We start from the raw sequence: 25,461 nt of genomic DNA, 5'->3' as shown, positions 1-25,461 counted from the left end.
TCCGCTCTATGCCGGTTGATCACTACGAAAACTTCCCTGTCGCCTCGATTTTGTTGCCCAAGCGTTTGCGCCCGGCGGTGGAAGCCATCTATGCCTTCGCCCGTAGCGCCGACGACCTGGCCGACGAGGGCGATGCCGCGCCCGAAGAACGGCTAGCGGCGCTGACCGCCTACGAAGACGCGCTGGCCCGCATTGAGCAAGGCGGTACCGATCATCAACCGATGTTCGAGCGTCTGGCGCAGGTGGTGCGGGAATTCGAATTGCCGCTCAAGCCTATGTACGATTTGCTGTCGGCCTTCAAGCAAGATGTATTGGTATCGCGCTATCAGACCTATGACGCGCTGCTGGATTATTGCGCCCGTTCGGCCAATCCGGTCGGCGTGCTGATGCTGCACCTGTACGGCGCGGCTGATGAGGAAAATGTGCGGGATTCGGATGCGATCTGCACCGCCTTACAGCTAATCAATTTCCTGCAGGATGTGGCGATTGATCTGCACAAGGAGCGCATTTATATTCCGCTGGAAGATCTGAACCGCTATGCGATTTCGCCGGCGGCGCTCGATCATGCCAGTGCGCGTCCACGCTGGCGCTCGCTGATGCGGTTCGAAGTGGACCGGGCGCGCCAGCTGCTGCTGAGTGGCGCACCGCTGGCCTTGCGCCTGCCGGGCCGCATCGGCTTCGAGCTGCGCATGGTGGTGCAAGGCGGCCTGCGTATCCTGGACGCGATCGAGGCGGCCGAGTATGACGTCTTCCTGCACCGCCCCAAGCTGAGCAAGCGTGACTGGATGGGCATTTTGTGGGCCTCGCTGCGTATGAAGAAACGCCTGAAAGCCGTGCTCCGCACCGCTTGACACCCCTCAATTGACGCCGCTGGCGAGACGCTTATGATGAGCGGACAGAAGCGGAACGCGACAGCGTCAAACGGGAGCTAGCGTCCGGGACGAGCTGATTTTCTGGTCGTTACGATCGCGCAAGGACGGCACAGCGGAGGATGGCGGGGCCGACACCTTGGGCGTTGCTACCGGCACCGACGGCTTGGATTGCTTCAACACCAACTCGCGCACCGACGCCGCTTCCGACACCGACAACGCCGTCTGGCAATTCACGCCCTCATTGGAAATCTGCCATTCCTGGTAATCGCCGGCGCTCAGCGTGCTCAGTTTCTGCTGATCCAGCAACTTGCAGCGGCCCGCCACTTCGCGCGCCTCCGCCAAATTCTGCATGTAATAAGTGGCCGATTTCATGGGCGCCGTATCGTCCGCAGACGAGCCCTGGCACCCAGCAAGGGCTGGAATGACGAACAAGGCTGCAACAATCTGGTGTTTCATACGTAAGCAACTCCGACAAAGGTAACATATTGTATCCGCAAAACGCCTTAAGTTGCAGACCACGCTGTTGCCCCTTCCTATAGAATAGCGGCTTCGAACAGCTTCTTGCTTTTTTATCCATGTCTCCCGACGACTACTGCCAGCAAAAGACCGCCCAAAGCGGCTCCAGTTTTTACTACAGCTTCCTGTTCCTGCCGCCGGAGCGTCGCCGCGCCATTACCGCCCTGTACGCGTTCTGCCGCGAAGTCGACGATACGGTGGATGAATGCACCGACGAATCGATCGCCCGCATCAAGCTGGCCTGGTGGCGCAAGGAAATCGGCGACATGTATGCCGGCACCCAGTCGCACCCGGTCACGCAGGCGCTTGCGCCGCACTTGCAGCCGTACGACCTGAAGCAGGAGCACTTCCAGGCCATCATCGACGGCATGGAGATGGACCTGAACCAGACCCGCTACCTCGACTTCCCGGCGCTCAATAAATACTGCTGGCATGTGGCCAGCGTGGTCGGCATCCTGTCGGCCAGCATCTTCGGCGTGACCAATCCGCAAACGCTGCAATTCGCCGAGAAACTCGGCCTGGCCTTCCAGCTGACCAACATCATCCGCGACGTCGGCGAAGACGCGCGCAAGGGCCGCATCTACCTGCCGATCAACGAGCTGCAGCAATTCAACGTCACCGCCGCCGACATCATCAACGCCAAGCACAGCGACAAGTTTGAAAAGCTGATGGCGTTCCAGATCGCCCGCGCGCAAACCGTCTACGACGAAGCCTTCGCGCTGCTGCCGAAAGAAGACCGCCGCGCCCAGCGCCCCGGCCTGATGATGGCGGCCATCTACCGCACCCTGCTGACCGAAGTGGAAGACGACGGCTATCACGTGCTGCAACACCGCATCTCGCTGACGCCGCTGCGAAAGCTGTGGCTGGCATGGAAAACGTATATCCGTGGTTGATCCGGACATCGCCGCTATCGCCGGTTCCCCGGCAGACAAGCGCGGCCAGGCAGAACCGTGTCAGACCGCCCGCTCGGTGGCCGTCATCGGCGCGGGCTGGGCTGGCTGCGCGGCGGCCATCGAACTGGCCCAGGCCGGCTACAAGGTCACCCTGCTGGAAGCGGCCCGCACACTGGGCGGCCGTGCCCGCCGTGTCGACACCGACCGTGCCCACCTCGACAACGGCCAGCACATCCTGCTGGGCGCCTACAGCGAAACCTTGCGCCTGATGAAGCTGGCCGGCGTCGAACGCGACCAGTCCCTGCTGACGCTGCCGCTGCAAATGCGCTATCCGCCCGGCACCGGCGGCATGGACTTCGCCGCGCCGTCACTGCCGCTACCGGCCCCGCTGCACCTGGCCACCGCGCTATTCAAGGCCCAGGGACTGACGCCGCAGGACAAGCTCAGCCTGGCCCGCTTCTCGACCACCGCGCGCTGGATGGGCTGGCAGCTGGACACCGATTGCAGCGTCAGCGAACTGCTGGAACGCTTCGACCAGACCCCGCGTCTGACCAAACTGATGTGGCGCCCGCTGTGCCTTGCCGCGCTCAACACGCCGCCGGAGCGCGCCTCCGCGCAGATCTTCCTCAACGTGCTGCGCGACAGCCTGGGCGCGCGCCGCCGCGCCTCCGACATGCTGCTGCCGCGCACCGACCTGAGCAAGCTGCTGCCGGAAGCCGCAGCCGCGTTTATCGAAGCGCGCGGCGGTACGGTCCGCAGCGGCGCCAAGGTGCAGGGTGTCCACTCGATCGAAGGCCGCCTGTGGCAGCTGGACATCAGCGGCGCCGCCGTCGGCGGCACCTGGAGCACCTATTTCGGCGGCGTAGTGCTGGCCACCGGCGCGGCCCAAGCCGCCGCCCTGCTGCATGATATTCCGGAACACGATACCGCCGCCCTGTGCAGCCAGCTGACAGCGTTCGAGCCGGAAGCCATCACCACCGTCTACCTGCAATACGACGCCGCCACCCGACTGGAGCAGCCGTTCTACGCCCTGCTTGACGAGCCGTACAACCACCACTACGGCCAGTTCGTATTCGACCGCGGCCAGCTGGACGCCAGCCAGGCCGGCCTGCTGGCGGTGGTCATCAGCGCTTCCGGTCCGGCCGCCGCCCAGCCGCAGGAATTGCTGGCGGAAGCAGTGGCGGTACAGCTGGCGGTCGACTTCCAGCGCCCGGAGCTGGGCCGTCCCGACTGGTTCAAAGTGATCACCGAAAAACGCGCCACCTACGCCTGCGCTCCCGGCCTGCGCCGTCCCAGCAACGACAGCGGCCTGCCCGGCCTGGTGCTGGCCGGCGACTACACCGCCGCCGCCAATCCCGCCCAAACCTACCCGGCCACGCTGGAAGCGGCCGTGCGCAGCGGTGTCGCCGCTGCCGCCCTGCTCAAGAGGAGCGCCGTCCAGTAGCCCTTTTTGGTCGCCTGTGCCGCCGATTTTGCAGCCTGTCACATGCCGATGGCGTGTAGACGGGCCTGTGCGTACAGTCACATCATCGGCAAAAGCCGTATATTGCGATGGACTTAGAGAATTATTGGAAAACCGACATCATGACCAAGCAGGCATACCTCGACGCGCTCAGGCAAGCGATGCAGGGTCTGCCACCGGAAACGGTGGCCAAGACCCTGGCCTACTACGAGCAACGCTTCATCGACGGCCTGGTGGCCGGCCGGAGTGAGGCCGAGGTCTATCAGGAACTGGACGAGCCGCGCAAGATCGCCATGACCTTGCGCGCCAACGCGCACCTGAGCGAATTCGGCCAGCACAAAACCCCATTCAACCTGGCACGGGCGATGGTGTCGTTGGTCGGCCTGTCGATCTTCAACCTGTTCATGGTGATCCCGGCGCTGGTATATGCCAGCCTGCTGGGGGCGATTTACGTATCGGCGTTCGCGTTCTACATCGGTGGCGTGGCGCTGACCGCCAGCGGCCTGTCGGGTCAGAACGAACTGGCGCTGGAAGGCCCGCTGCGCCATCTGATGGAATTCACCAACTCGCGCTTCGACACCCCGCAAGAGGAAGAGGACGCCCAAGGCTGGCGCGTGTCGATCGACCGCATGGGCGTGCAACTCAACAAGGACGAAGCGGAAGCCGCGCCGGCCGACGAAGAAGGCTTGAGCCGCAGCGGCCGACTGCTGAACCGCGCCGAAGCGGTGGCCACCGGCGACCTGCGCATTACCACCGATTTCGACAACGGCGCCCGCACCACGCAATCGCTGATCGGGCTCGGACTGGTGCTGGGCGGGATCGGCCTGTGCCTGATCAGCATCGTGTTGACGCGCTACACGGTAATCGGCCTGAAACGCTATGCGGCGATGAATATGTCGCTGCTGCGCGGCCGTTAAGGAGGACCAGATGCGAGCTTTAATGAAAATCGGCGTCAGCCTGCTGTTACTGGCCTTTGTGCTGATCGGTATCAGCTACAGCATGCTCAAAGCCTATGGCAGCAGCAGCCCGACCAGCACCGCCGGCCGTTCGCTCGGCAGCGAGACGCGCAAGATCGACGCCATGGCCACCTCGGTGGAATTGAGCGGCCCGATCGACCTGATTCTGACCCAAGGCCAGAATGCCTCGCTGCGCGTGCGCGGCGAACAGCGCTCGCTGGCCAATATCGAGACGCTCCAGGATGGCCGCGACCTGCACATCGGCACCAAGGGCATGCTGCTCAATCCCCGTCACCGGTTGCAGGTGGAACTGGTGCTGCCGTCGCTGGAAGAACTAATGGTGAGCAGCAGCGGCGACACCAAGGTATCCGGCTTTAACGGCGAGCGGCTGGAATTGCAGCTGCACGGCTCGGGCAATGTAAATTTCAATGGACGTTATCGTTCACTGGCGGCGGGCGCGCACGGCAGCGGCAACCTGAATCTGAACGCCGGCAGCAGTGAGCGCGTGGAGCTGGAGATGGTCGGCTCGGGCCAGATTACCGCGTCCGGCAGCTGCCAGACGCTGGAAGCGCAACTGACCGGTTCCGGCGATCTTGATGCGCGCCACCTGGCGGCCGAGAAGGTCACCGTGAATTTGAAAGGCTCGGGTACCACTCACGTCTTCGCCAAGCAGTCGGCCGATTTGACGTTGCGCGGCAGCGGCGATATCCGCGTACTCGGTAATCCGGATCAGCGCAACGTCAGCCGCACCGGATCGGGCGACGTTAGCTGGGAGTGAACGCGGCTGCGCGCCAGGCCAGCGCATCGCGCGCGGCGGCAACGCCGCCCGCAAAACACGCGGTGAGCAGGTAGCCGCCGGTCGGCGCTTCCCAGTCCACCATCTCACCGGCCACGAACACGCCCGGCAGCGCCGTCAACATCGTTCCTTGCAAGGCATCCCAGCGCACCCCGCCAGCGGTGCTGATCGCCTCATCGATGGGACGTGGCCGCAGCAGCCGCACCGGCAGACGCTTGATCGCCGCCGCCAGTTGCGCTTCGTCGCTGAACTGTTCCTTGCTCAAACACTCGCGCAGCAGCCCCGCCTTGACGCCCTTGATACCCAAACGGCTTTGCAGATGGCTGGCCATCGAGCGCGCGCCCCGTGGACGCGACACTTCGTCCAGCACGCGTTGCGGGGCCCAATCCGGCATCAGGTCCAGCCAGATGGTCGTGTGGCCCTCGGCCGCGATCTGATCGCGCAGCGGCGCGGACAGCGCATAAATCAGACTGCCTTCCACACCGCCCTGCGTCACCACGAACTGTCCCTGGCGGCGTATTTCCTGTCCAAGCGCATCGCGCGCGATCACGGCCACTGTCATCAACGGTTCGCCAGCATGGCGGGCACTGAAATGCTCACTCCACGCCACATCGAAGCCGCAATTGGCCGGCGCCAGCGGCGCCACCTCAACGCCGCGTGACGCCAGCAATGGCATCCACGCGCCATCCGAACCAAGCCGCGCCCAGCTACCGCCGCCGAGGGCCAGGACCACCGCGTCCGGCGTCACCAGCACCTCGCGTGCGCCGGCCACGCCCGCGTCGTCCGGCGCCGCGAAGCGCAGCGCGTCATCCTGCCAGCCAAGCCAGCGATGCCGCATGTGGAAGCGTATCCCGCTCTCGCGCAACTGATGCAGCCACGCTCGCAGCAGCGGCGCCGCCTTCATATCGGTCGGGAACACGCGGCCCGAGGTGCCGACAAACGTCTGCAGCCCCAGGCCCTGCACGAAATCGCGCACATCCTGCGGGCCAAACGCATCCAGCATCGGCCGCAGGGCCTGCGCGCTTGCGCCGTAACGCGTTACGAAATCCGCATACGGCTCGGCATGCGTAATATTCATGCCGCTGCGACCCGCCAGCAAAAACTTGCGGCCGACCGAAGCCATGGCATCATAGACGTCCACCTGCGCCCCGCCCTGCGCCAGCGTTTGCGCGGCTATCAGGCCGGCGGGGCCGCCGCCGATGACGGCAACGCGAAAAGATGTCAAACTAGACTGCATGCATTCGATCCGATAAAAACGAGGGAGATAATATGGGTGCGCTATTCTGGATTAAACGCTTTTTGCTGGCGGCGGTGCCGCTGGCTGCGCTGCTGGCAGCCGTCGAATGGTTCAAAGGCTCGACCGCCAGGGAAGACTACCTGAGCGCCGGCGCATGGGCCTTGATCGCAGCCGCTATCTTCACCTACTCCGCTTGGCGGCGCCATCGCCACGCCAAGGCCTGCGGCATGTGCGACGACTTGGCCGCCGCGCGCAAGGCAAAAAAGACGACCTAGCCGCCGGTAACCGGCGGGAAGAACGCCACTTCGGCGCCGTCGGCAATCGCCGTATCGGCGTCGCACATCACTTGGTTGCAGGCCATGCGCAGCGCCGGATGACTCAAAGCCTGCTGCCACTGCTCACCGCGCGCCGCCAGATGCTCGCGTAGCGCGCCTACCGTCGCCACGCCAGCCGGCAACGCCATCGACTCCGACGACGCCCCCACTGCCTCGCGTACGCTGGCAAAAAATTTTACGGTAATAACCATCTTTACAATCAGTACAGTAACTCGTTAAACGGTATAAATCGAACCAGATCGCCGGCGGCGATGGTCTGGCCGGGTGGATTGTCGATCACGCCATCGCCCCACACGGTCGATGTCAGCACCCCGGAACTCTGATTGCGGAACAGCTCCACGCCACCCACATCATTGATGCGCGCGCGCAGGAACTCGTTGCGCTTGTCGGCCTTCGGCCAGTCGAAATCTGCGCGCATCTGGAACGCGCGCGGCGCAATCGCCCCCTCCACACCTTGCAGGCGCAGCACGAACGGCCGCACGAACATCATGAAGGTAATGAAACTGGACACCGGATTGCCCGGCAGGCCAATGAAGAACGCCTGCCGCACCTCGCCAAACGCCAGCGGTTTGCCCGGTTTGACGGCGATCTGCCACATATTCAGTTTGCCCTCGGCTTCCACCGCCGGCTTGATGTGATCTTCCTCGCCGACCGACACGCCGCCGGAAGTGATGATCAAGTCATGCCCCTGCGCCGACTCGCGCAGCACCGCGCGCGTCGCCTCCAGCGAATCCGGCACGATGCCGAAATCGGTGATTTCGCAGCCCAGATTCTCCAGCAGCGCGCGCAGTGTAAAGCGGTTGGAATTGTAGATTGCGCCGGGAGCCAACGGCTCGCCCGGCATAGTCAGCTCGTCACCGGTGAAGAACACCGCCACCTTCAGCTTGCGCTTGACCGGCAGTTCCGCCAGCCCCACCGATGCGGCCAGACCCAGCTCCTGGCTGCGCAAGCGCGCGCCGGCAGGCAGCACCACGCTGCCGCTGGTGATGTCCTCGCCGGCGCGGCGTATCCACTCGCCAGACTTGGGCGCATGCTTGATGGTGACCACATTGCCAGCCAGTTCGCACTGCTCCTGCATGACCACAGCATCCGCGCCTTCGGGAATCATGGCGCCGGTGAAGATGCGCGCCGCGGTCCCCGGCAGCAAAGGCTGGCCCACATGGCCAGCCGGAATCCGCTGCGACACCGTCAGCGACGCATTGCCGCTGAGGCAATCGGCGGCGCGCACCGCGTAGCCGTCCATCTGCGTGTTGTCGGCGCCCGGCACATTCATACCGGAGACCTGCGCCTTGGCCAGCACACGGCCATTGGCGGCCAGCGTCGGGATGACTTCCTCATCCGCCACCGGACGCGCGGCGGCCAGCATCTGCGCCAGCGCCTCGCTGACCGACAGCATCGGCTTACGCGGTTCGTTCATTACAGCCCCGTGTTGGCGGCGATGTAGGCCTTCATGGCCGCGACATCCGGTTTCATGACCACGAACTTCTGCGGCAGCTCTTCGATATTCTCGAAGCCTTCCGGACGTTCGGCGTCCTCGCCCAGCGCTTCCAGGATGGTTTCGTTGAATTTGGCCGCCAGCGCGGTTTCCAGCACGATCATGGTCACGCCAGGCTCCAGGTTTTCCTTGGCGACCTTGATGCCGTCGGCGGTGTGGGTGTCGATCACAATGCCGTAATCGTCCGCTACGTCGCGGATCGTGTTCACACGGTCGTCGTGGGTCGACCTGCCGGACTTGAAGCCGTAATTGGCCACCAGCTTGAATTCGTCGCCGTCGCTGCCAGGCTTGCCGGACAGGTCGAAGCCGCCGTGCGTATCCACCTTCTGGAACAGCGCGCGGGTGCGGTCACCGTCGCGGCCCACCAGCTCATACACGAAGCGCTCGAAGTTGGACGCCTTGGAGATGTCCATCGACGGGCTGCTGGTGTGGTAGGTCTCGGCCGACTTGCGCACGCGGTACACGCCGGTGCGGAAGAATTCATCCAGCACGTCGTTTTCGTTGGTGGCCGCCACCAGCTTGTCGATCGGGAGGCCCATCATGCGGGCGATATGGCCGGCGCAGATATTGCCGAAGTTCCCCGAGGGGACGGTGAACGAAACTTTCTGGTCGTTCGAAGTGGTCGCCGCCAGGTAGCCGCGGAAGTAGTAGACCACCTGGGCCACCACGCGTGCCCAGTTGATCGAGTTGACGGTGCCGATCTTGTATTTGGCCTTGAATTCCAGGTCGTTGGATACGGCTTTGACCATATCCTGCGCATCATCGAATACGCCTTCGATGGCGATGTTGAAGATGTTCGCATCTTGGAGGCTGAACATCTGGGCGGTCTGGAAGGCGCTCATCTTCTTGTGCGGCGACAGCATGAAGACACGGATGCCCTGCTTGCCGCGCATCGCGTATTCGGCGGCGCTGCCGGTGTCGCCCGAGGTGGCGCCGAAAATATTCAGTTCCGCGTTCTGCTTGGCCAGCGCGTATTCAAACAGGTTACCCAGCAGCTGCATGGCCATGTCCTTGAAGGCCAGCGTCGGGCCGTTGGACAGCGCTTGCAGTACCAGCTTGGTGCCGTTTTCGCCCTCTTCCAGCACGCGCAACGGCGTAATCTGAGAAGCCTTCTCGCCCTCGCGAACGTTTTTATATACCTCTTTGGTATAGGTCTTGGCGGTCAGCGCGCGCAGGTCCGCTTCCGGAATATCGGTCGCAAACTTCTTCAGGATCTCAAACGCCAGGTCGGCGTACGATAGCTGGCGCCATGCGTCCAGCTCCGCGCCCGTCACTTGCGGGTAGGAGGCAGGCAGGAACAAGCCGCCATCGGTGGCCAGGCCACCGAGAAGAATATCGGAAAATTGTTGAGGAGACGAGGCGGCGGCCGACTGGGCGGCGCGAGTAGACACGTATTGCATAAATAAGAAGAGATTCCAGTTGAGCTGCAGGACGGTACAAAGCGAGGGACTATTATAGTGTGCCTTGCCGCCTCCCGTGAAATTCACGTTGTTTTATGGTCATGCCCTTGACCTGCGGTGCTGGCTGGTGACGAGGCCAGGCCATATACTGTCGAACTCCAGTCGATCTCCGCAGAACCCCATGAAGTCCCACGCCCATCCACCGCAGCCCCAATTCGTCAGTTATCTGTGGGCTTGCTTTGTCACGCTCTTGCTCGTGGCGGCGGCGTTCATGTTTTACGTGTGGACCGAAAAGCGCATCGACGAAGCCAACGACCTGCGCTACGCGTCGCACAACCTGGTCGAGGAACTTCGCCAGTCCTCCGATGACTTGACGCGCATGGCGCGCACTTATGTCGCCACCGGCGAAGCGCATTACCGTAAACACTACAACGAAATCGTCGACATCCGCGACGGCCGCGCGCCGCGCCCGTACAACTACGAGAACGTGTATTGGGATCTGGTGCAGGCCAACGGCCAGCGTCCGCGCGCCGGCGACGCCGCCGTGCCGCTGATGCAGTTGATGCGCGAGTCCGACTTCGCGCCGGAAGAACTGGCGCTGCTGGCCGCCGCCAAGAACGAATCGGACAAACTGGTTGGACTGGAGGTCGCCGCCATGGACCTGCGCGCGGCTGGTGGCGATGTCGCCCAGGCCACCGCCAGGCTGTACGACGCCGCCTATCACCGCGCCAAGGCCGACATCATGCGTCCCATCGGCGCCGTCAACGACAGCGTCGATCGCCGCACCCGCCGGCTGGTCGAGGAGACCGCGCGCGACGCCAACCTGGCCCGCTGCGCCTTCATGTTCAGCGCCGTGGTGCTGGTGCTGCTGGTGTGGCGGGCCAAGCAGCGGCTGGACGCCTCGCTCGGCTGCTCGGTCGACCAGCTCCAGGCCAGCATGGAAAAGCTGGGACGCGGCGACTTCTCCGATCCGCTGACCGTCAGCGACAGCGCCCGCGACAGCGTGTGGGGCTGGCTGGCCCACACCCAGCAAGGCCTGGCGCGGCTGGACGCCGAGCGCAATGAAGCGGTCGAACGCATCCAGCGCATCAGCCGCCTGTACTCGGCGCTGAGCCAGTGTAACCAGGCGATTGTGCGCAGCCACAGCGAAGCGGAACTGTTCGAGCGCATCTGCCGCGATGTGGTCAGCTACGGCGGCATGGCGATGGCGTGGATCGGCATCATCGACAAGGAACATGGCCGCATCGACGTCGCAGCGTCCTTTGGCGGCGGCATCGAATACCTTGAGCAGCTCGAAGTCTCGCTCGACCCGAACACGCCGGAAGGACGCGGTCCAATCGGCCTGTCCTACCACAGCGGCCAGCCTTACTGGTGCCAGGACTACCAGCACGCGCCGGAGACGGCTTACTGGCACGCCCACGGCGCCCGATATGGTTGGGCCGCGTCGGCGGCCATTCCGCTGCGCCGCGACGGCGAGATCATCGGCTTCTTCGCGCCCTACTCTAGCACCGTCAACGCCTTCGACCAGGACGTGCGCGAGCTGCTGCTGGAAATGACGCTGGATATCGAATTCGCCTTGAAGAACTTCGACCGCGAGGCGGTGCGCCAGCAGGCCGACCAGCGTGTGCAGTACCTGGCCCATTACGATGTGCTGACCGGCCTGCCGAACCGCTCCCAGTTGCACGAGCGCGCGCGCCACCTGCTGGAACATGCGCGCAACAGCCGCACCTCGATGGCGCTGATGATGCTGGACCTGGATCACTTCAAGGACATCAACGATTCGCTGGGCCACACGGTGGGCGACGCACTGCTGTCCGAACTGGCGCTGCGCCTGACCAGCTGCCTGCGCGACACCGACCTGGTGGCGCGTCTCGGCGGCGACGAATTTATCTTCGTGCTGCCGAACGCCGGCAGCGGCGAAGCCAGCGACGTCGCCCGCAAGCTGCTCGACCTGACTGGCCAGGCCTACACGGTGGGTACGCACGACCTCAAGGTGTCGGCCTCAATCGGCATCGCCATGTACCCGGACGACGGGATGGATGTCGAGACGCTATTGCAGCGCGCCGACGCCGCCATGTACCAGGTCAAACGCGCCGGCCGCCACGACTTCCGCTTCTTCACCGCGGCCATGCAGCAGCGCGCCGCGCGCCACCTGCAGGTGGTGAACGCGCTGCGCTATGCGCTGGAGCGCGACCAGATGCACGTGGTATATCAGCCGCAGGTATCGCTGAAGACCGGCCGCATTGTCGGCGCCGAAGCACTGCTGCGCTGGAGCACACCGGAGCTGGGCATGGTGTCGCCGGCCGAATTCATCCCCGCCGCCGAGGAAAGCGGCCTGATTGTGTCGATTGGCGACTGGGTGCTGCGCCAGGCCGTGCGTCAGGCGCGCCAGTGGCTGGACGCCGGCCTGCCGCCGCTGGTGATGGCGGTGAATTTGTCGGCCATCCAGTTCCGCACCACCGACCTGCCTTCGCACGTGGCGCAAGTGCTATACGAAGAAGGCCTGCCGCCGGAATACCTGGAACTGGAATTGACCGAAGGCGTGGCGGTGCAGGATCCGCAAGGCGCCATCGCCACCATGAACCAGTTGCACGACCGCGGCATCCGCATGTCGATCGACGATTTCGGCACCGGTTTCTCGTCGCTCAGCCACCTGAAGAAGTTCAAGGTCTACAAACTGAAGATCGACCAGTCCTTCGTGCGTGACATCAGCACCGACAGCGAGGACAAGGCCATCGTCAGCGCCATCATCAACATGGCGCGCAGCCTTGGGCTGACCACCATCGCCGAAGGCGTGGAGACCACGGCGCAGCTGGACTTCCTGCGCGAGCAGGACTGCGATGAGATGCAGGGCTACCACTTCAGCAAGCCATTGCTACCGGACGCCTTCCGCGCCCTGCTGGAAGCTTAAGCTTTCACGCGCCGCGCCGCAGAGATCCGGTTGTAGCCAAAGCCGGCCAGCAGAATCGCCAGGATCAACGCCTGAGAGCCCAGCGTTTCGGCGGTCGGTAGCACGCCAAGCATGTCGATGCGCGGGAAACTGACCGGCGTAACGCCAACCCAGCCTGCTTCCTGCAACGCCGCCACGCCTTTGCCGATCAGGATTACTGCCAGCACCGCGACAAAGCCGGAGGTGAAAGAGAAGAACTTCCCGATCGGCATACGCGCGCTGGAACGCAGCAGTACCCAGCCGATGATCGCCAGCAGCACCACTGCCGCGATGAAACCGCCCAGCAGCGCGCCGCCGTTGCCGTCGGCCGCCAGCGCGGAGTAGAACAGCACCGTCTCGAACACCTCGCGGTACACGGCGATGAAGGACAGTGCGAACAGGCTCCATGCGGTCTTGCGGGTCATCGCCGCCGACAGCTTCTCGCTCAAATATTCTTGCCAACGTCCGGCGCTGCTCTTCTGGTGCATCCACAGGCCAACGCTCAACAACACCAATGCAGCGAACACCGAGCCGACGCCTTCGCTGACTTCGCGACTGGCGCCGCTGATCGTCACCAGGTAGGTCGCCGCCACCCAGGTCAGCACACCCGCCACCAGTGCGCCTATCCAGCCGGTGTGCACGTACGGCAGGACGTCCTTGCGCTGCGCCTTGCGCAGGAAGGCGACGATGCCGATCACGATCAGCAGCGCCTCGACGCCTTCGCGCAGCAGGATGGTGAGCGCGCCGACAAAGGTCGTCATCGGGTCGGCCTTGGCGTCACCGAGTTCCGCTTCCACCAATGTGAATAGCTGCGTGAGTTCCTTGCCGACCGCGTCGGCCTTGGCGACATCGCCGTTGGCGACGGCGGAGCGATACGCCAGCATGGCGCTTTCGACGGCTGCCAGCAGCGACTTGTTACGCGCGCCGACCACCGGTTCGATCGGTTCGAAGCCATCCAGATAGGCGGACAGGCCAAGTTTGGTGGCTGCGGCACGGTCGCCCGCATGCAAGGCGGCCAGACTTTCCGCCAGGCGGGCGCGCGACAGCGCGAGGCCGGATGGCTTTTGTCCTTCAGCCTGCGCCGGTTGGCTGCGGATATAAGCGGTCAAATCACGCGCCGTCTGCATGCCGGTTTTGGCGGCGATAGCTTCCTGCGTCAGCGTGGTGACTGCGGCCAGATCGGGGAATTGGGCTCGCAGCGCCGGATCGTCTTTCCACAATTTTTCGCCGCGCGCGCGGCCGGCAGCGTCGAACGACAGGCCGCCGATGAAGAACGCCAGATCCCAGCGGTCCGCTTCCGGCAAAGCTGCGAAACTGGCCATCGACGTCCCGGCCACGCCTTGCGACACCACTTGGTACAGCGCCAAAAGGCTGCGCGATTGCGCGCGTTCAGCGTCAGAAAAAGCGATCGGCTTGGGATCGAGCGTGGCGGCAAGCGTGCCATCGCCGTGACCCGTAGCGCCATGGCAGGCGGCGCACTGCGCGGCGTACAGCGAAGCGCCGCGCGTCAGATTTGGCAAGGCTTTGGGCGCCACCGGAATCGGATAGGCGGCGATCAGCAATGCGTTGGCGCGGTGCGCAAGATTCTTGACCTCGGCCGCATCGGCCTTGCGCATGACAGCGGCGCGCAGGTCGGCAACCGCTGCCGACACCGCGGCCTGCGACGCATGCGGCGGCAAGCCGGCCGCCTGCTTGACCGCGTTGTCGGTGAAGTCCAGCATTTCCGCATATTCGGACTCACTGGCGACTACGCCATGTTCCACCGCGCCGCCGTAATCGACGGCAACGTAATCAATCAGCTGCCATAACTGCTTTGCCCCTGCGTTTGGATCGTTCGGCTGCGCATGCACGGCGCCATTCAGGCAGAAGGCAAACAGCACTATCGACCAGATTCTCATCGCAATCAACATGATTCTTATTCTCATTGTTATCCAAGTCGGCGACTATATGCCAATTTCGAGTTTTCTGCAGGTTGACATCATCGATTACATGTGTAATCGTTAACCGCATGAATAAACCTATCCAAATCAGCGACGCTGAATCGCAAGTCATGGAAGTGCTGTGGAGCGGCAGCCCGCGCACGGCAGAAGACGTGGTGGCGGCGCTCAGCGATCAACAGGCGTGGCAGGTCGCCACCATCAAGACGCTGCTCAATCGCCTGCTCAAGAAAGGCGCGGTGCGCGCCGCAAAGGACGGCCGGCGCTTTCTCTACTCGCCGCTGCTGACACGCGACCAGTGGTTGGTAACGGAAAGCGGCGGCATGGTGCAGCGCCTGTTCGGCGGCCGCATCGCGCCGCTGGTGGCGCACTTCGGACGACATGGCAAGCTGAGTGCCGACGATCTGGAAGACCTGAAGCGATTAGTCAAAGAGCTTAGCGATGGCAAATGACCTCCTGCATGCGCTGCTCGCCGCCAGCTTGATTGCCGGCGCCGTCATCTTGCTGCTGTGCGTCGTGCGCGTGCCACTGCGACGGGCGTTCGGTGCGCGAATGGCCTACATGGCGTGGGCCGCAATGCCGACCGCACTGGCGGCGACAGCGCTAGCCGTGCTGTCCGCCGTGCGCATGCCGGCACAGGTGCAACAGGTGGTGGCGCCGTTGCGCCATCTCGCCAGCGCCGGCCTGCCCGCCGCCAGCATCGTCGGCATGCCATGGCAGCAGTGGCAGATGTGGGTAGCGGCAGTCTGGCTGGCGGTCGCAATGGCGATGCTGGCATGGTATGGCGTCGCGCACCGTCGCTACCGCAAGCAGCTTGGCCCTCTCAGCCGCGACGGCAGCATCTATCACAGCATGCGCACCGACGAAGGGCCGGCGGTGGTTGGTCTGTGGCGGCCGGTGATCGTGGTGCCGGCCGATTTCGCCGCGCGCTACACGCCACAAGAGCAGCAACTGATCCTCGCCCACGAAACAGTGCATCTGCGGCGCCGCGATCCCTTGATGAACGCCCAGTGCGCACTGCTGCAATGTGCCCTGTGGTTCCATCCGCTGGTGCACCTGGCCGCGCGCCGCTTCCGGCTGGATCAGGAACTGGCGTGCGACGCCGCCGTCATGCACGCGCATCCTGGCCTGAAACGCAGCTACGCCGACGCCATGCTCAAAACGCAGATGTCCACCCAGGCAGCACTGATACATTGCCACTGGCAGTCCACTCACCCATTGAAGGAGCGCGTCATGCAGTTGCAGCAAACGCCACCCACCAAGCTTCGCCGCGTGTTCGGCCGCATCACCATCACTGCGCTCGTCGCCGCCTGCGACTACGGCGCCATGGCCGCCAACGCCGGCGTGGAAAGCCCGGACAAATACATGGTCAATATGAAGTTGGTCGCCGGCGGCGAGTCGTCCTCGCCGGCACTACTGGTGCAGGAAGGCGTGCAGGCGGCAGTGGCCAGCACGGGGAAAGACGGTGTATGGCGCACGGAGCTGGTGCTGACCAAGGCCGGCGCCAGTTCCGTGTTTGTGAAAGCGGTCATCAAGCACGACGACCGCGTGATCAGCAGCCCAGGCTTGCTGGTGCCGATCGGCGAAACCGCAACCGTCGGCGTGGACGATCAGTTCAAACTACAACTGGCCGTCAGCAAGCCGCGTGATTGACGGTGATGACGTGAATCGCCAGGCCGCCCAGCGAAGTCTCCTTGTACTTCGCCTGCATGTCGGCGCCGGTCTGGCGCATGGTCTCGATCACTTCATCGAGGCTGACGAAGTGCGTGCCATCGCCCTTTAGAGCAAGCGAGGCGGCCGTGATAGCCTTGACGGCGCCCATGCCGTTACGCTCGATGCAGGGAATTTGGACCAGCCCTCCGATCGGATCGCAGGTCATGCCCAGATGGTGTTCGATGCCGATTTCGGCGGCGTTCTCGATCTGGCCATTGCTGCCGCCCAGCGCAGCGACCAGGCCCGCAGCGGCCATCGCGCAAGCGACGCCCACCTCGCCCTGGCAGCCGATTTCCGCGCCGGAGATCGACGCATTCCGCTTGCACAGCATGCCGATGGCCGCAGCCGTCAGCATGAAGTCGCGCACGCCGGTGACCGGGTCGCTCGGCTTGCAGTCTTCCGCGTAGTAGCGCAGCACCGCCGGAATGATGCCGGCCGCGCCGTTGGTCGGCGCGGTGACCACCCGTCCGCCGGCGGCGTTTTCTTCGTTAACCGCCATCGCATACAGGCTGACCAGATGCATGGCGTCGTGCGGCAGGCTGTCCGCCGGACTGCTGGTGCTGGCCTGCTTCCACAGGCCGGCGGCGCGGCGCTTGACGTTCAAGCCGCCCGGCAGCTGGCCCGGCGTGTCGAGGCCATGGGCGATACAGTCACGCATCACCTTCCAGATTTTATCCAGTCCGGCGTTCAGCTCATCGTCGCTGACGCGCACGCGCTCATTCGCGCGCAGCATTTGCGGAATGGTCAGGCCACTGCGCACGCCATGCGCCAACAGTTCGTCCATGGTGCCGAACGGGTAAGGCATGACCACAGACGCCGCCAGCGCCGCTTCTTCGCCCTCTTCGCGAATAAAGCCGCCGCCGACCGAGTAGTAGACTCTGGAGATGCTGCTGCCGTCCTTGCGGGTCAGCGTGAAGCGCATGCCGTTCGGGTGTTCCGGCAGGGATTCGGCCATATGGAATACCAGATGCGTGCCGCGCTTGAACGGCACCACTTGCTTGCCGAGCAGCGCGAGCTGACCCGCCGCTTCGGCTTCCGCCAGTTGCGCATCCACGCGCGTCGGCACCACGTCCTGCGGCGTTTCACCCATCAGGCCAAGCAGCACGGCTTTATCGGTGGCGTGACCGATGCCGGTCAGGGCCAGCGAGCCATATAGCTCGGCCTTGACTTCGGTCACGTCCTCCAGCGGAGCGTTATCCAGCAGGAAGCGGCGCGCCGCCACCATCGGGCCCACGGTGTGCGAGCTCGATGGACCGATGCCGATCTTGAATAGATCGAAGACACTCATGTCCATCAGGCGGCCTTGCCCAGGCTGACGTCAATGTTCGCCAGCATGCTGTCGACCATTTCATCGACACCGATGCGGGCTTTCCAGCCCCAGTCCGCAGTGGCGGTAGCGTCGTCCAGGCTTTGCGGCCAGGAATCGGCGATAGCCTGGCGGCTGTCCGGCTGGTAGGCGATTTTAAAGTCCGGCAGCTTGCGGGTAATCGCAGCAGCCAGCTGTTCCGGGTTGAACGATACGCCGGCCACGTTGTACGAGGAACGCACTTTCACCAGCTCCGCCGGCGCATCCATCAACTCGATGGTGGCGCGGATCGCGTCGGGCATGTAGATCATTGGCAGCGTGGTTTGCGGGCCGAGGAAGCATTCATAACGCTCGCCGCGCAGCGCCGAATGGAAGATCGCAATCGCGTAATCGGTGGTGCCGCCGCCCGGTGGCGACTTGTAGCTGATGATGCCTGGGTAGCGGATCGAACGCACGTCCACGCCGTACTTCAGGAAATAGTATTCGCACAGGCGCTCGCCGGCCAGCTTGCTGATGCCGTAGATGGTGGTTGGGTCCATCACCGTCAGTTGTGGCGTATCGGTTTGCGGCGTGTTCGGGCCGAAGGCGGCGATCGACGACGGCCAGAACACCTTCAGCGGCTTGCCGATGGCGCCGCGTTCGCGCGCCACTTCCAGGATATTCAGCAGGCCGTCCATGTTCAGCGTCCATGCCTTCAGCGGCGCCGCTTCGCCGGTGGCCGACAGCATCGCCGCCAGCTGGTACACCTGGGTGATGCCTTCGTCGGTGATCAATGCGGCCAGCGAGACTTTATCCAGCACGTTGAGCGTGGTGTAGCGCGCCGCCTGATACAGGTTGGTCGGGCTGACATCGCTGGCGATGACGTTCTGTGCACCGTGCTGCTTGGCCAGTGCTTCCACCAGTTCACTGCCGATCTGGCCATTGGCGCCGATGACGAGAATTTTTTGTTGTTCCATTTCTGTGTTCCTGACGATTTTCATATTAGTTCTTCAGCAGGCCCAATTCGCGGCCGGCCTGTTCGAATGCTTTGAGTACGGTGTCCAGCTGTTCGCGGGTATGCGCGGCAGACAGTTGGACGCGCACACGCGCCTGGCCCATCGGGACCACCGGGTAGAAGAAGCCGCTGAGCAGCACGCCCAGTTCATACATTCGCGCGGCGAACTTCTGCGCCACCGGCGCTTCGAACAACATCACAGGAACCACAGGGTGGGTGCCCGGCTTGATGGTGAAGCCGAGCGCTTCGATCTCTTTACGGAAGTACGCGGTGTTCTCGTGCAGGCGGTCGCGCAGCTCGGTCGATTGCGACAGCTGCTGCAGCACGGCCAGCGACGCGCCGGCAATCGATGGCGCCAGCGTGTTCGAGAACAGGTAAGGACGCGATTTCTGGCGCAGCATCTCGATCACTTCCTTGCGGCCGGAGGTGAAGCCGCCCATGGCGCCGCCCAGCGCCTTGCCCAGCGTGCCGGTGATGATGTCGATCTTGCCGACCACGTTGTGGTGCTCATGCGTGCCGCGGCCGGTCTTGCCCATGAAGCCGGAGGCGTGGCATTCGTCGATCATCACCAGCGCGCCGTATTTGTCGGCCAGCTCGACGATCTTGTCCAGCTGGGCGATGGTGCCGTCCATCGAGAACACGCCGTCGGTGACGATGACTTTATGGCGCTTGTCTGCGGCCGCTTGCAGCTGCTTTTCCAGATCGGCCATATCGTTGTGGGCGTAGCGGAAGCGCGCGGCCTTGCACAGGCGGATGCCGTCGATGATCGAAGCGTGGTTGAGCGCGTCGGAGATGATGGCGTCGTTTTCGTCGAACAGCGGCTCGAACACGCCGCCGTTGGCGTCGAAGGCCGCCGCGTACAGGATGGTGTCTTCGGTGCCGAGGAACTTGGAGATGGCATGCTCCAGTTGCTTGTGCACGGTCTGGGTGCCGCAGATAAAGCGCACCGACGACAGGCCGTAGCCATATTTTTCGGTGGCGTCGATGGACGCCTGCGCCACCCACTCCTCGCCCGACAGGCCGAGGTAGTTGTTGGCGCACATATTAATCAGCATTCGACCATCCTCACTCATCACTTCCGAGCCCTGGCGGGAAGCCAGTACGCGCTCTGGCTTGTACAGGCCCTGTTCGCGCAATTGATCCAGATTTTGCTGGAGGCTGCTATAGAAAGTATTTTGTGGATTGCTCATGATGGTCCTCAGGTCTGTGATACGATTCCGCCATCTTATGCGAAATTCGTTATGTCGAATTCAAATTCGATATATTGAATTTTATAGAGAACCAGTGAACTCCGCAACCACTATAATGAACACACTCGTTTCGTCCAATGCCCCACCTGAAGTCGGCGCCGCCCTGCAGCGCCTGCGCCTGGCCCGCGGCCTGACGCTGGAAGACCTGTCGCGCATCGCCGGCGTATCGAAGTCAATGTTGTCGCAAATTGAACGCGAAAAGGCCAACCCCACCATCGCCATCACCTGGCGGCTGGCCAACGCGCTGGGCGTGCAGATCGGCGAACTGCTGGCCACCGCCGAGCGCGAGACCGAGACCATCCGCGTGATCGACGCCCACGAGACGCCCACCCTGCCCGGCCTGCACGCCGGCTACGTGCTGCGCATCCTGGGGCCGCTGGAACTGGCTAGTAAATATGAGTGGTATGAACTGACATTGTCGCCGGGCGGCGAGCTGGCCTCGCAAGGCCACGATCCGGGCGCGCAGGAGCATCTGACCCTGCTGCACGGCTCAGTCGAGGTGGAAGTCGGTAACGACAAGAAGAAGGTCAAACTGGGCAGCACGGCGCGCTACCCGGGCGACCAGCAGCACATCATCCGCAACGTTGGCAAGACGGAGGCGAAGGCGCTGCTGGTGGTGATCCACCGCTAATTATTACCAGTTGGCTTCGCGCTCCGGCGTAGAGCTGATGCGGTGGATCGACAGGTCGGCGCCCTGGAACTCCTCTTCCGGGTCCAGGCGCAGGCCCAGTGTGGCTTTCAGCACGCCGTACACCGCGTAGCCGCCGATCAGCGCCACCGCCACACCCATCAAAGTGCCCACCAGCTGCGACAGCAGCGATACGCCGCCGATACCGCCCAAGGCTTTCTGCCCAAAGATGCCGGCCGCGATGCCGCCCCAGGCGCCGCACAGGCCGTGCAGCGGCCATACGCCCAGCACGTCGTCGATCTTCCATTTGTTCTGCGCCAGCGTGAACATCCAGACAAACACCGCGCCGGCAATACCGCCGGTGACCAATGCGCCGAGCGGATGCATCAGGTCCGAGCCGGCGCACACCGCCACCAGGCCGGCCAGCGGGCCGTTGTAGGCGAAGCCGGGATCGTTCTTGCCCATCATGAGGGCGACCAGCGTGCCGCCCACCATGGCCATCAGCGAGTTGACGGCGACCAGGCCGTTCATCTTGTCCAGCGACTGCGCGCTCATGACGTTAAAGCCAAACCAGCCGACCGTCAGAATCCACGCGCCCAGCGCCAGGAACGGAATCGACGACGGCGGATGGGCGGCGATGGCGCCGTTTTTCATGTAACGGCCACGGCGCGCGCCCAGCAGCAGCACCGCCGGCAGCGCGATCCAGCCGCCCACCGCATGCACCACCACCGAACCGGCGAAGTCGTGGAAGGTGGCGCCAAAGGTATGCGTCAGCCAGTCCTGCACGCCAAAGCGGTTGTTCCAGGCGATGCCTTCAAAGAATGGGTAGATCAGGCCGACCAGCAAGGCGGTGGCGATAGTCTGCGGATGAAAACGCGCGCGCTCGGCAATGCCGCCGGAGATAATCGCTGGAATGGCAGCGGCAAACGTCAGCAAGAAGAAGAATTTGACCAGCTCGTAGCCGTTTTTGGCGGCGAGCACCTCGGCCGATGAAAAGAAATTGATGCCGTAGGCAATGCTGTAGCCGACGAAGAAATACGCGATGGTCGATACGGCAAAATCGACCAGGATTTTCACCAGCGCGTTGACCTGGTTTTTCTTGCGCACCGTGCCCAGCTCAAGGAAAGCAAAGCCCGCGTGCATGGCCAGAATCATGATAGCGCCGAGCAAAATGAATAAAGCATTGGCGCCGTCTTTGTGTGCATCCATCAACAATCACTCCCCAAAACAATGCGAAAATTAAAAAAGTTTCATGCTCAAAGCAATAATCGTTCCAATTTGGTGCAAATTTTAAGTGACTGATTTCAATGGTTTTTCAAATGGTGCAAAAGTGCGCACCGACCCGGTGCGCACTAAAACAAGGCGTTATTTTGGTGCGGCGGCTTACTGCCCGGCCGCCTTGACCTCGCCGCCGTCCATGTGCAGCGCACGGGTCAGGAAGCCCCAGCGGTCCACCACTTCGTCGATTTGCTTGGTGGTCGGCTTGCCGGCGCCATGGCCCGCCTTGCTCTCGATGCGGATCAGGATAGGCGCGCCGCCCGCAGCCTGGTCGGCCTGCGCGGTGGCGGCAAACTTGAAGCTGTGGGCCGGTACTACGCGGTCGTCATGATCGGCGGTGGTGATCATAGTGGCCGGGTAGCAAGTACCCTTTTTCAGGTTATGCAGTGGCGAATACTTCAGCAGCGCCTTGAATTCATCGGCATTGTCGGACGAGCCGTAGTCCGATGTCCACGCCCAGCCGATGGTGAATTTATGGAAGCGCAGCATATCCAGCACGCCCACTTGCGGAATCGCCGCCGCAAACAGGTCCGGACGCTGCGTCATCGCCGCGCCGACCAGCAGGCCGCCGTTGCTGCCGCCGCCGATGGACAGCTTGGCCGGCGACGTCACCTTGTGCGCCACCAGCCATTCTGCCGCGCCGATAAAGTCATCGAATACGTTCTGCTTTTGCAGCTTGGTGCCAGCCGCGTGCCACGATTCGCCGTACTCGCCGCCGCCGCGGAGGTTGGCCATCACGTAGACGCCGCCCATTTCCAGCCACGCCAGGTTGGCCACCGAGAAGCTCGGCGTCAGCGAGATATTGAAACCACCGTAGCCGTACAGGTAGGTCGGATTGCTGCCATCCAGCTTCAGGCCTTTTTTCGACACGATGAACATTGGCACCTTGGTGCCATCGCGCGAGGTGAAGAACTCCTGGCGTGTTTCAAACGCGCTCGGATCGAAATCGACTTTCGGCTGGCGGTACATGCTGCTCTTGTTGGCCTTCAGGTCGTAGCGGTAGATGGTGCTCGGCGTGGTGAAGCTGGTGTACGAGTAGAACGTCTCGGTGTCGCCGCGCTTGCCGCTAAAGCCACCGGCGGTGCCCAGGCCTGGCAGTTCGACGTCATGCAGCGCCTTGCCTTTCAGGTCGTAGACCCTGACCAGACTATGCGCGTCGCTCAGGTAATCGACCAGCAGCTGGTTATTGACCAACGAGGCGGACACCATGGTGTTGCTGCTCTCCGGGACGATCTGCTTCCAGTTCAACACGCCCGGCTTGCGGGTGTCGATGCTGACGATGCGGCCGCGCGGCGCATTGCGCTCGGTGCGGAACAAAAAGACCGGACCATCATTGCCGACGAAGTCATAGGCCGCATCGAAGTCTTCCAGCAGGCCGACCACTTTCGCGTCCTTCTTGCTCAAGTCCTTGTAGAACACGCGGTTCTTGTTCTCCGTGCCTTGCGAGGCATTGATGACCAGGAAGCGGCCATCTTCGGTGACTTCGGCGCCGAAGCCCCAGTCCTTGTGATCCGGACGTTCGTACACCAGCACGTCCGCGCTTTGCTGCGTGCCCAGTTTGTGGAAGTACAGCTTCTGGAAGTAATTGACATCGGCGAGTTTGGTGGCTTCCTTCGGCTCGTCGTAGCGGCTGTAGAAGAAGCCGGAACCATCGTGCAGCCAGGCGGTGCGCGAGAACTTGACCCACTTGACGTGGTCTTCGACATCCTTGCCGCTGTCGATGTCGCGCACCTTGATCTCGTTCCAGTCGGAACCGGAAGCGGCGGTGCTGTAGGCCAGGTATTTACCATCCGGGCTGACGGCCAGGCCGGCCAGCGCCACGGTGCCGTCGGCGGCCAGTGTGTTCGGATCGAGCAGCAGGCGTGGCACATCGGCCAGCGTCCTGGCGGTGTACAGCACCGCCTGATTTTGCAGGCCGTCGTTACGGCTGTAGAAATAGCGGCCGCCTTCCTTGAACGGCACGCTGAAGCGCTCGAAGTTCCACAGCTTGGTCAGGCGTTCCTTGAGCGCGTCGCGGCCGGGAATCTGCGACAGATAACTTTGCGTCAGCTGGTTCTGCGCCACTACCCAGTCCTTGGTCTCGGCGCTGTTGGCGTCTTCCAGCCAGCGGTACGGATCGGCGATGACGGTGCCATGGTAGTTGTCTTGCTGGTCCACTGTGTGCGTGACCGGATAGGTCAGGCCGTCGCCGGCGACGTTGCAGGTTTGCGCCATGGCGCCTTGCGCCACCAGGACTGCGGCAGCCATGGCTGCGTGTTTCAATTGCTTCATTCGAGGGTCCATGTAGTCAAAGAAGTGCTGTGGATCATAGCGGGTTTTTATTCGGCGCGTAACAGCGCCTCGGCGTTGACGATGCGGACGTCGTGCATCTGGTTCAGGTACGCATCCAGGTAGCCTTTGTGCGAAGCGCCGACGATCACCAGCATGCGGCTGCCGGGTAGCGTGATCATGACCTCGCGGATGTTGGACGCCATGCGCAGGTTGCGGGTCTCCCACGAGCCGGTGTAGTTGCGGCCATAATGCTGCGGCGAGGGTTCTTCCAGCGCCGCGCCGAAATCGCTGTGGAAAGCCTGCTCCGGCGCGCCGGGCGCGTTATAGGCGCGGTACATGGCCAGCACGCCGGCCGGCGTGTCGAGATGCGATTGCAAGATGTCGGAAGCCTGCTTGCGTTCCGCAGTGTAGCGATTGTCCCAGGCTTTCATCACGGCGGCGCCGTAGGCTTTTTCGTCCCCTGCCGAAGCATCCGAGGTGTGGTCGTCCATCGGATAGACGCGTTCATGGCCGCCGCGTACCGCCAGTGGCACGGCGATCAGATAGTCTTCGTTGCGCACCTGGCGCAGCTTCTCCAGGCTGTCGACCAGGCCTTGGTCCAGACCATCGCCGGCGTGGCGTTCTTCCGCCGGCAGGCGCAACCACTGCACCGTCGCCGATGCAGGTTCGCCGCCAGCCAGGAACAGCGACGCCAGCTTGCGGCGCTGGGCCGGCGCTGGCGTGGCAGGCCACGCAGCCAGCATGCGCTCTGCCTGCGCGGTGGCCGCCGGCACATCGAGGCCAGTGGCGCTACGTGCCGGCGCGGTGTTGAAGCAATAGGTCTTGACGGTGTCGGCGTAACGTTCGGGATACTGGAGCAGGTAGGCGCATTGAGGACCGGACAAGGCTTCGATGGCGATGGCCTTGGGCTGCCAGTTGGCCAGCAGTTCCAGCAGCGCGCTCAGATTGGCGGGGTCGAATGACTTGGGCAGCTGTGACAGGTGCGCGGTGCCGAGGACCAGCAGCTGGTTCGGCTGGCCGTTCTGCAGCTTGAACGCACCGGGGGAAAAATCGTTGAATTCAGCAGCGGATACCTGGCTGGCAAAGGCTGCGGCGATCAAAGCGGCAAACAGACGGCTCATGCATTCTCCCGGAACAATTACGATGCCGCCAGCTTACTGCGGCTATGCGCGCGTGCGCGCATCAAATGCGAC

The 25,461-nt window shown here is 63.3% G+C and carries 22 protein-coding genes; 10 read left to right on the top strand and 12 right to left on the bottom strand.

The window, feature by feature from the left end:
- Positions 1-8: 8 nt before the first annotated feature.
- Positions 9-851, top strand: coding sequence for a squalene synthase HpnC (gene hpnC, locus HH213_RS25155; protein WP_169114072.1), 843 nt, complete (start codon positions 9-11; stop codon positions 849-851).
- Positions 852-917: 66 nt separating this feature from the next.
- On the opposite strand, the gene HH213_RS25150 is transcribed toward hpnC, so the two are convergent.
- Complete coding sequence (locus HH213_RS25150; protein ID WP_110847810.1) at positions 918-1,244, bottom strand: hypothetical protein; 327 nt, start codon at positions 1,242-1,244, stop codon at positions 918-920.
- 203 nt (positions 1,245-1,447) lie between these two features.
- On the opposite strand from HH213_RS25150, the gene hpnD reads away from it, so the two are divergent.
- The 4 genes from hpnD (at position 1,448) to HH213_RS25130 (ending at position 5,477) form a co-directional block, all read left to right on the top strand.
- On the top strand, positions 1,448-2,281 hold the full coding sequence (gene hpnD, locus HH213_RS25145) for a presqualene diphosphate synthase HpnD (protein ID WP_110847809.1): 834 nt from the start codon (positions 1,448-1,450) through the stop codon (positions 2,279-2,281).
- Positions 2,268-3,725 carry a hydroxysqualene dehydroxylase HpnE gene (gene hpnE / locus HH213_RS25140; protein WP_371875718.1) on the top strand — a complete coding sequence of 486 codons (1,458 nt, stop codon included), beginning with the start codon at positions 2,268-2,270 and terminating at the stop codon, positions 3,723-3,725. The genes hpnD and hpnE overlap by 14 nt, the downstream gene beginning before the upstream one ends.
- 140 nt (positions 3,726-3,865) lie before the next feature.
- On the top strand, positions 3,866-4,660 hold the full coding sequence (locus tag HH213_RS25135; protein ID WP_169114071.1) for a DUF1700 domain-containing protein: 795 nt from the start codon (positions 3,866-3,868) through the stop codon (positions 4,658-4,660).
- A gap of 10 nt (positions 4,661-4,670) precedes the next feature.
- The gene (locus HH213_RS25130; protein ID WP_110847807.1) at positions 4,671-5,477 is read left to right on the top strand and encodes a head GIN domain-containing protein; all 807 of its coding nucleotides are present in this window, start codon (positions 4,671-4,673) and stop codon (positions 5,475-5,477) included.
- Here the strand turns inward: HH213_RS25130 and HH213_RS25125 are convergent.
- Entirely contained in the window at positions 5,464-6,732 is a 1,269-nt protein-coding gene (locus HH213_RS25125) for a TIGR03862 family flavoprotein (RefSeq protein WP_169114070.1), read from the bottom strand. The two genes, HH213_RS25130 and HH213_RS25125, sit on opposite strands and share 14 nt — an antisense overlap.
- Positions 6,733-6,764: 32 nt before the next feature.
- On the opposite strand from HH213_RS25125, the gene HH213_RS25120 reads away from it, so the two are divergent.
- On the top strand, positions 6,765-7,007 hold the full coding sequence (locus tag HH213_RS25120; protein WP_110847805.1) for a hypothetical protein: 243 nt from the start codon (positions 6,765-6,767) through the stop codon (positions 7,005-7,007).
- Here the strand turns inward: HH213_RS25120 and moaD are convergent.
- From moaD to thrC, 3 genes are read right to left on the bottom strand one after another with little or no spacing between them, the layout of a single operon-like run.
- The gene (gene moaD, locus HH213_RS25115) at positions 7,004-7,258 is read right to left on the bottom strand and encodes a molybdopterin converting factor subunit 1 (protein WP_110847804.1); all 255 of its coding nucleotides are present in this window, start codon (positions 7,256-7,258) and stop codon (positions 7,004-7,006) included. The two genes, HH213_RS25120 and moaD, sit on opposite strands and share 4 nt — an antisense overlap.
- Positions 7,259-7,266: 8 nt before the next feature.
- On the bottom strand, positions 7,267-8,484 hold the full coding sequence (locus tag HH213_RS25110; protein WP_169114069.1) for a molybdopterin molybdotransferase MoeA: 1,218 nt from the start codon (positions 8,482-8,484) through the stop codon (positions 7,267-7,269).
- Positions 8,484-9,962 (bottom strand): threonine synthase, encoded by a 1,479-nt coding sequence (thrC, locus tag HH213_RS25105; protein ID WP_110847802.1) that lies wholly within the window; start codon positions 9,960-9,962, stop codon positions 8,484-8,486. The genes HH213_RS25110 and thrC overlap by 1 nt, the downstream gene beginning before the upstream one ends.
- A 181-nt stretch (positions 9,963-10,143) precedes the next feature.
- Between thrC and HH213_RS25100 the strand changes: the two genes are divergently transcribed.
- On the top strand, positions 10,144-12,873 hold the full coding sequence (locus HH213_RS25100; protein ID WP_169114068.1) for a putative bifunctional diguanylate cyclase/phosphodiesterase: 2,730 nt from the start codon (positions 10,144-10,146) through the stop codon (positions 12,871-12,873).
- Here HH213_RS25100 and HH213_RS25095 read toward each other — a convergent pair.
- Complete coding sequence (locus tag HH213_RS25095) at positions 12,870-14,801, bottom strand: cytochrome c/FTR1 family iron permease (RefSeq protein ID WP_217363465.1); 1,932 nt, start codon at positions 14,799-14,801, stop codon at positions 12,870-12,872. The genes HH213_RS25100 and HH213_RS25095 overlap by 4 nt on opposite strands.
- A gap of 98 nt (positions 14,802-14,899) precedes the next feature.
- Between HH213_RS25095 and HH213_RS25090 the strand changes: the two genes are divergently transcribed.
- Both HH213_RS25090 and HH213_RS25085 read left to right on the top strand, forming a co-directional pair.
- Positions 14,900-15,280, top strand: coding sequence for a BlaI/MecI/CopY family transcriptional regulator (locus tag HH213_RS25090; RefSeq protein WP_217363464.1), 381 nt, complete (start codon positions 14,900-14,902; stop codon positions 15,278-15,280).
- Positions 15,270-16,481: a M56 family metallopeptidase gene (locus tag HH213_RS25085; protein WP_169114067.1), complete on the top strand. Its 1,212-nt coding sequence runs from the start codon at positions 15,270-15,272 to the stop codon at positions 16,479-16,481. The genes HH213_RS25090 and HH213_RS25085 overlap by 11 nt, the downstream gene beginning before the upstream one ends.
- Here the strand turns inward: HH213_RS25085 and HH213_RS25080 are convergent.
- The 3 genes from HH213_RS25080 to kbl are packed head-to-tail and all read right to left on the bottom strand — an operon-like array spanning position 16,462 to position 20,031.
- A complete protein-coding gene (locus HH213_RS25080) occupies positions 16,462-17,835 on the bottom strand; it encodes an L-serine ammonia-lyase (RefSeq protein WP_169114066.1) in 1,374 nt (457 codons plus the stop codon). The two genes, HH213_RS25085 and HH213_RS25080, sit on opposite strands and share 20 nt — an antisense overlap.
- The gene (locus HH213_RS25075; RefSeq protein ID WP_169114065.1) at positions 17,835-18,803 is read right to left on the bottom strand and encodes an NAD-dependent epimerase/dehydratase family protein; all 969 of its coding nucleotides are present in this window, start codon (positions 18,801-18,803) and stop codon (positions 17,835-17,837) included. The genes HH213_RS25080 and HH213_RS25075 overlap by 1 nt, the downstream gene beginning before the upstream one ends.
- 25 nt (positions 18,804-18,828) lie before the next feature.
- Complete coding sequence (gene kbl, locus HH213_RS25070; protein WP_169114064.1) at positions 18,829-20,031, bottom strand: glycine C-acetyltransferase; 1,203 nt, start codon at positions 20,029-20,031, stop codon at positions 18,829-18,831.
- A 115-nt stretch (positions 20,032-20,146) separates the two neighbouring features.
- Between kbl and HH213_RS25065 the strand changes: the two genes are divergently transcribed.
- Positions 20,147-20,722, top strand: coding sequence for a helix-turn-helix domain-containing protein (locus HH213_RS25065; protein WP_110847796.1), 576 nt, complete (start codon positions 20,147-20,149; stop codon positions 20,720-20,722).
- A gap of 3 nt (positions 20,723-20,725) precedes the next feature.
- Here the strand turns inward: HH213_RS25065 and HH213_RS25060 are convergent, their stop codons facing one another.
- The 3 genes from HH213_RS25060 to HH213_RS25050 form a co-directional block, all read right to left on the bottom strand.
- Positions 20,726-21,928 (bottom strand): ammonium transporter, encoded by a 1,203-nt coding sequence (locus HH213_RS25060; RefSeq protein WP_169114063.1) that lies wholly within the window; start codon positions 21,926-21,928, stop codon positions 20,726-20,728.
- Between the two features lie 174 nt (positions 21,929-22,102).
- On the bottom strand, positions 22,103-24,268 hold the full coding sequence (locus HH213_RS25055; protein ID WP_174864432.1) for a prolyl oligopeptidase family serine peptidase: 2,166 nt from the start codon (positions 24,266-24,268) through the stop codon (positions 22,103-22,105).
- A 47-nt stretch (positions 24,269-24,315) separates the two neighbouring features.
- Positions 24,316-25,389 (bottom strand): DUF5694 domain-containing protein, encoded by a 1,074-nt coding sequence (locus HH213_RS25050; protein WP_169114062.1) that lies wholly within the window; start codon positions 25,387-25,389, stop codon positions 24,316-24,318.
- Between the last annotated feature and the right edge of the window lie 72 nt (positions 25,390-25,461).

It is taken from the genome of Duganella dendranthematis, assembly GCF_012849375.1.
GTDB lineage: Bacteria > Pseudomonadota > Gammaproteobacteria > Burkholderiales > Burkholderiaceae_D > Rugamonas > Rugamonas dendranthematis.
This window is presented reverse-complemented; position numbering and strand designations above follow the sequence as displayed.

Bases quoted from the DNA above. Each gene is read 5' to 3' on its own strand.
- HH213_RS25090 (WP_217363464.1), top strand. From the start codon at position 14,900: ATGAATAAACCTATCCAAATCAGCGACGCTGAATCGCAAGTCATGGAA.
- HH213_RS25060 (WP_169114063.1), bottom strand. From the start codon at position 21,928: ATGGATGCACACAAAGACGGCGCCAATGCTTTATTCATTTTGCTCGGC.
- hpnC (WP_169114072.1), top strand. From the start codon at position 9: ATGCCGGTTGATCACTACGAAAACTTCCCTGTCGCCTCGATTTTGTTG.
- HH213_RS25075 (WP_169114065.1), bottom strand. From the start codon at position 18,803: ATGGAACAACAAAAAATTCTCGTCATCGGCGCCAATGGCCAGATCGGC.
- HH213_RS25110 (WP_169114069.1), bottom strand. From the start codon at position 8,484: ATGAACGAACCGCGTAAGCCGATGCTGTCGGTCAGCGAGGCGCTGGCG.
- HH213_RS25080 (WP_169114066.1), bottom strand. From the start codon at position 17,835: ATGGACATGAGTGTCTTCGATCTATTCAAGATCGGCATCGGTCCATCG.
- HH213_RS25055 (WP_174864432.1), bottom strand. From the start codon at position 24,268: ATGAAGCAATTGAAACACGCAGCCATGGCTGCCGCAGTCCTGGTGGCG.
- thrC (WP_110847802.1), bottom strand. From the start codon at position 9,962: ATGCAATACGTGTCTACTCGCGCCGCCCAGTCGGCCGCCGCCTCGTCT.
- HH213_RS25100 (WP_169114068.1), top strand. From the start codon at position 10,144: ATGAAGTCCCACGCCCATCCACCGCAGCCCCAATTCGTCAGTTATCTG.
- HH213_RS25135 (WP_169114071.1), top strand. From the start codon at position 3,866: ATGACCAAGCAGGCATACCTCGACGCGCTCAGGCAAGCGATGCAGGGT.
- HH213_RS25095 (WP_217363465.1), bottom strand. From the start codon at position 14,801: ATGTTGATTGCGATGAGAATCTGGTCGATAGTGCTGTTTGCCTTCTGC.
- HH213_RS25085 (WP_169114067.1), top strand. From the start codon at position 15,270: ATGGCAAATGACCTCCTGCATGCGCTGCTCGCCGCCAGCTTGATTGCC.
- HH213_RS25065 (WP_110847796.1), top strand. From the start codon at position 20,147: ATGAACACACTCGTTTCGTCCAATGCCCCACCTGAAGTCGGCGCCGCC.
- HH213_RS25130 (WP_110847807.1), top strand. From the start codon at position 4,671: ATGCGAGCTTTAATGAAAATCGGCGTCAGCCTGCTGTTACTGGCCTTT.
- HH213_RS25125 (WP_169114070.1), bottom strand. From the start codon at position 6,732: ATGCAGTCTAGTTTGACATCTTTTCGCGTTGCCGTCATCGGCGGCGGC.
- moaD (WP_110847804.1), bottom strand. From the start codon at position 7,258: ATGGTTATTACCGTAAAATTTTTTGCCAGCGTACGCGAGGCAGTGGGG.
- HH213_RS25120 (WP_110847805.1), top strand. From the start codon at position 6,765: ATGGGTGCGCTATTCTGGATTAAACGCTTTTTGCTGGCGGCGGTGCCG.
- kbl (WP_169114064.1), bottom strand. From the start codon at position 20,031: ATGAGCAATCCACAAAATACTTTCTATAGCAGCCTCCAGCAAAATCTG.
- hpnD (WP_110847809.1), top strand. From the start codon at position 1,448: ATGTCTCCCGACGACTACTGCCAGCAAAAGACCGCCCAAAGCGGCTCC.
- HH213_RS25150 (WP_110847810.1), bottom strand. From the start codon at position 1,244: ATGAAATCGGCCACTTATTACATGCAGAATTTGGCGGAGGCGCGCGAA.
- HH213_RS25050 (WP_169114062.1), bottom strand. From the start codon at position 25,389: ATGAGCCGTCTGTTTGCCGCTTTGATCGCCGCAGCCTTTGCCAGCCAG.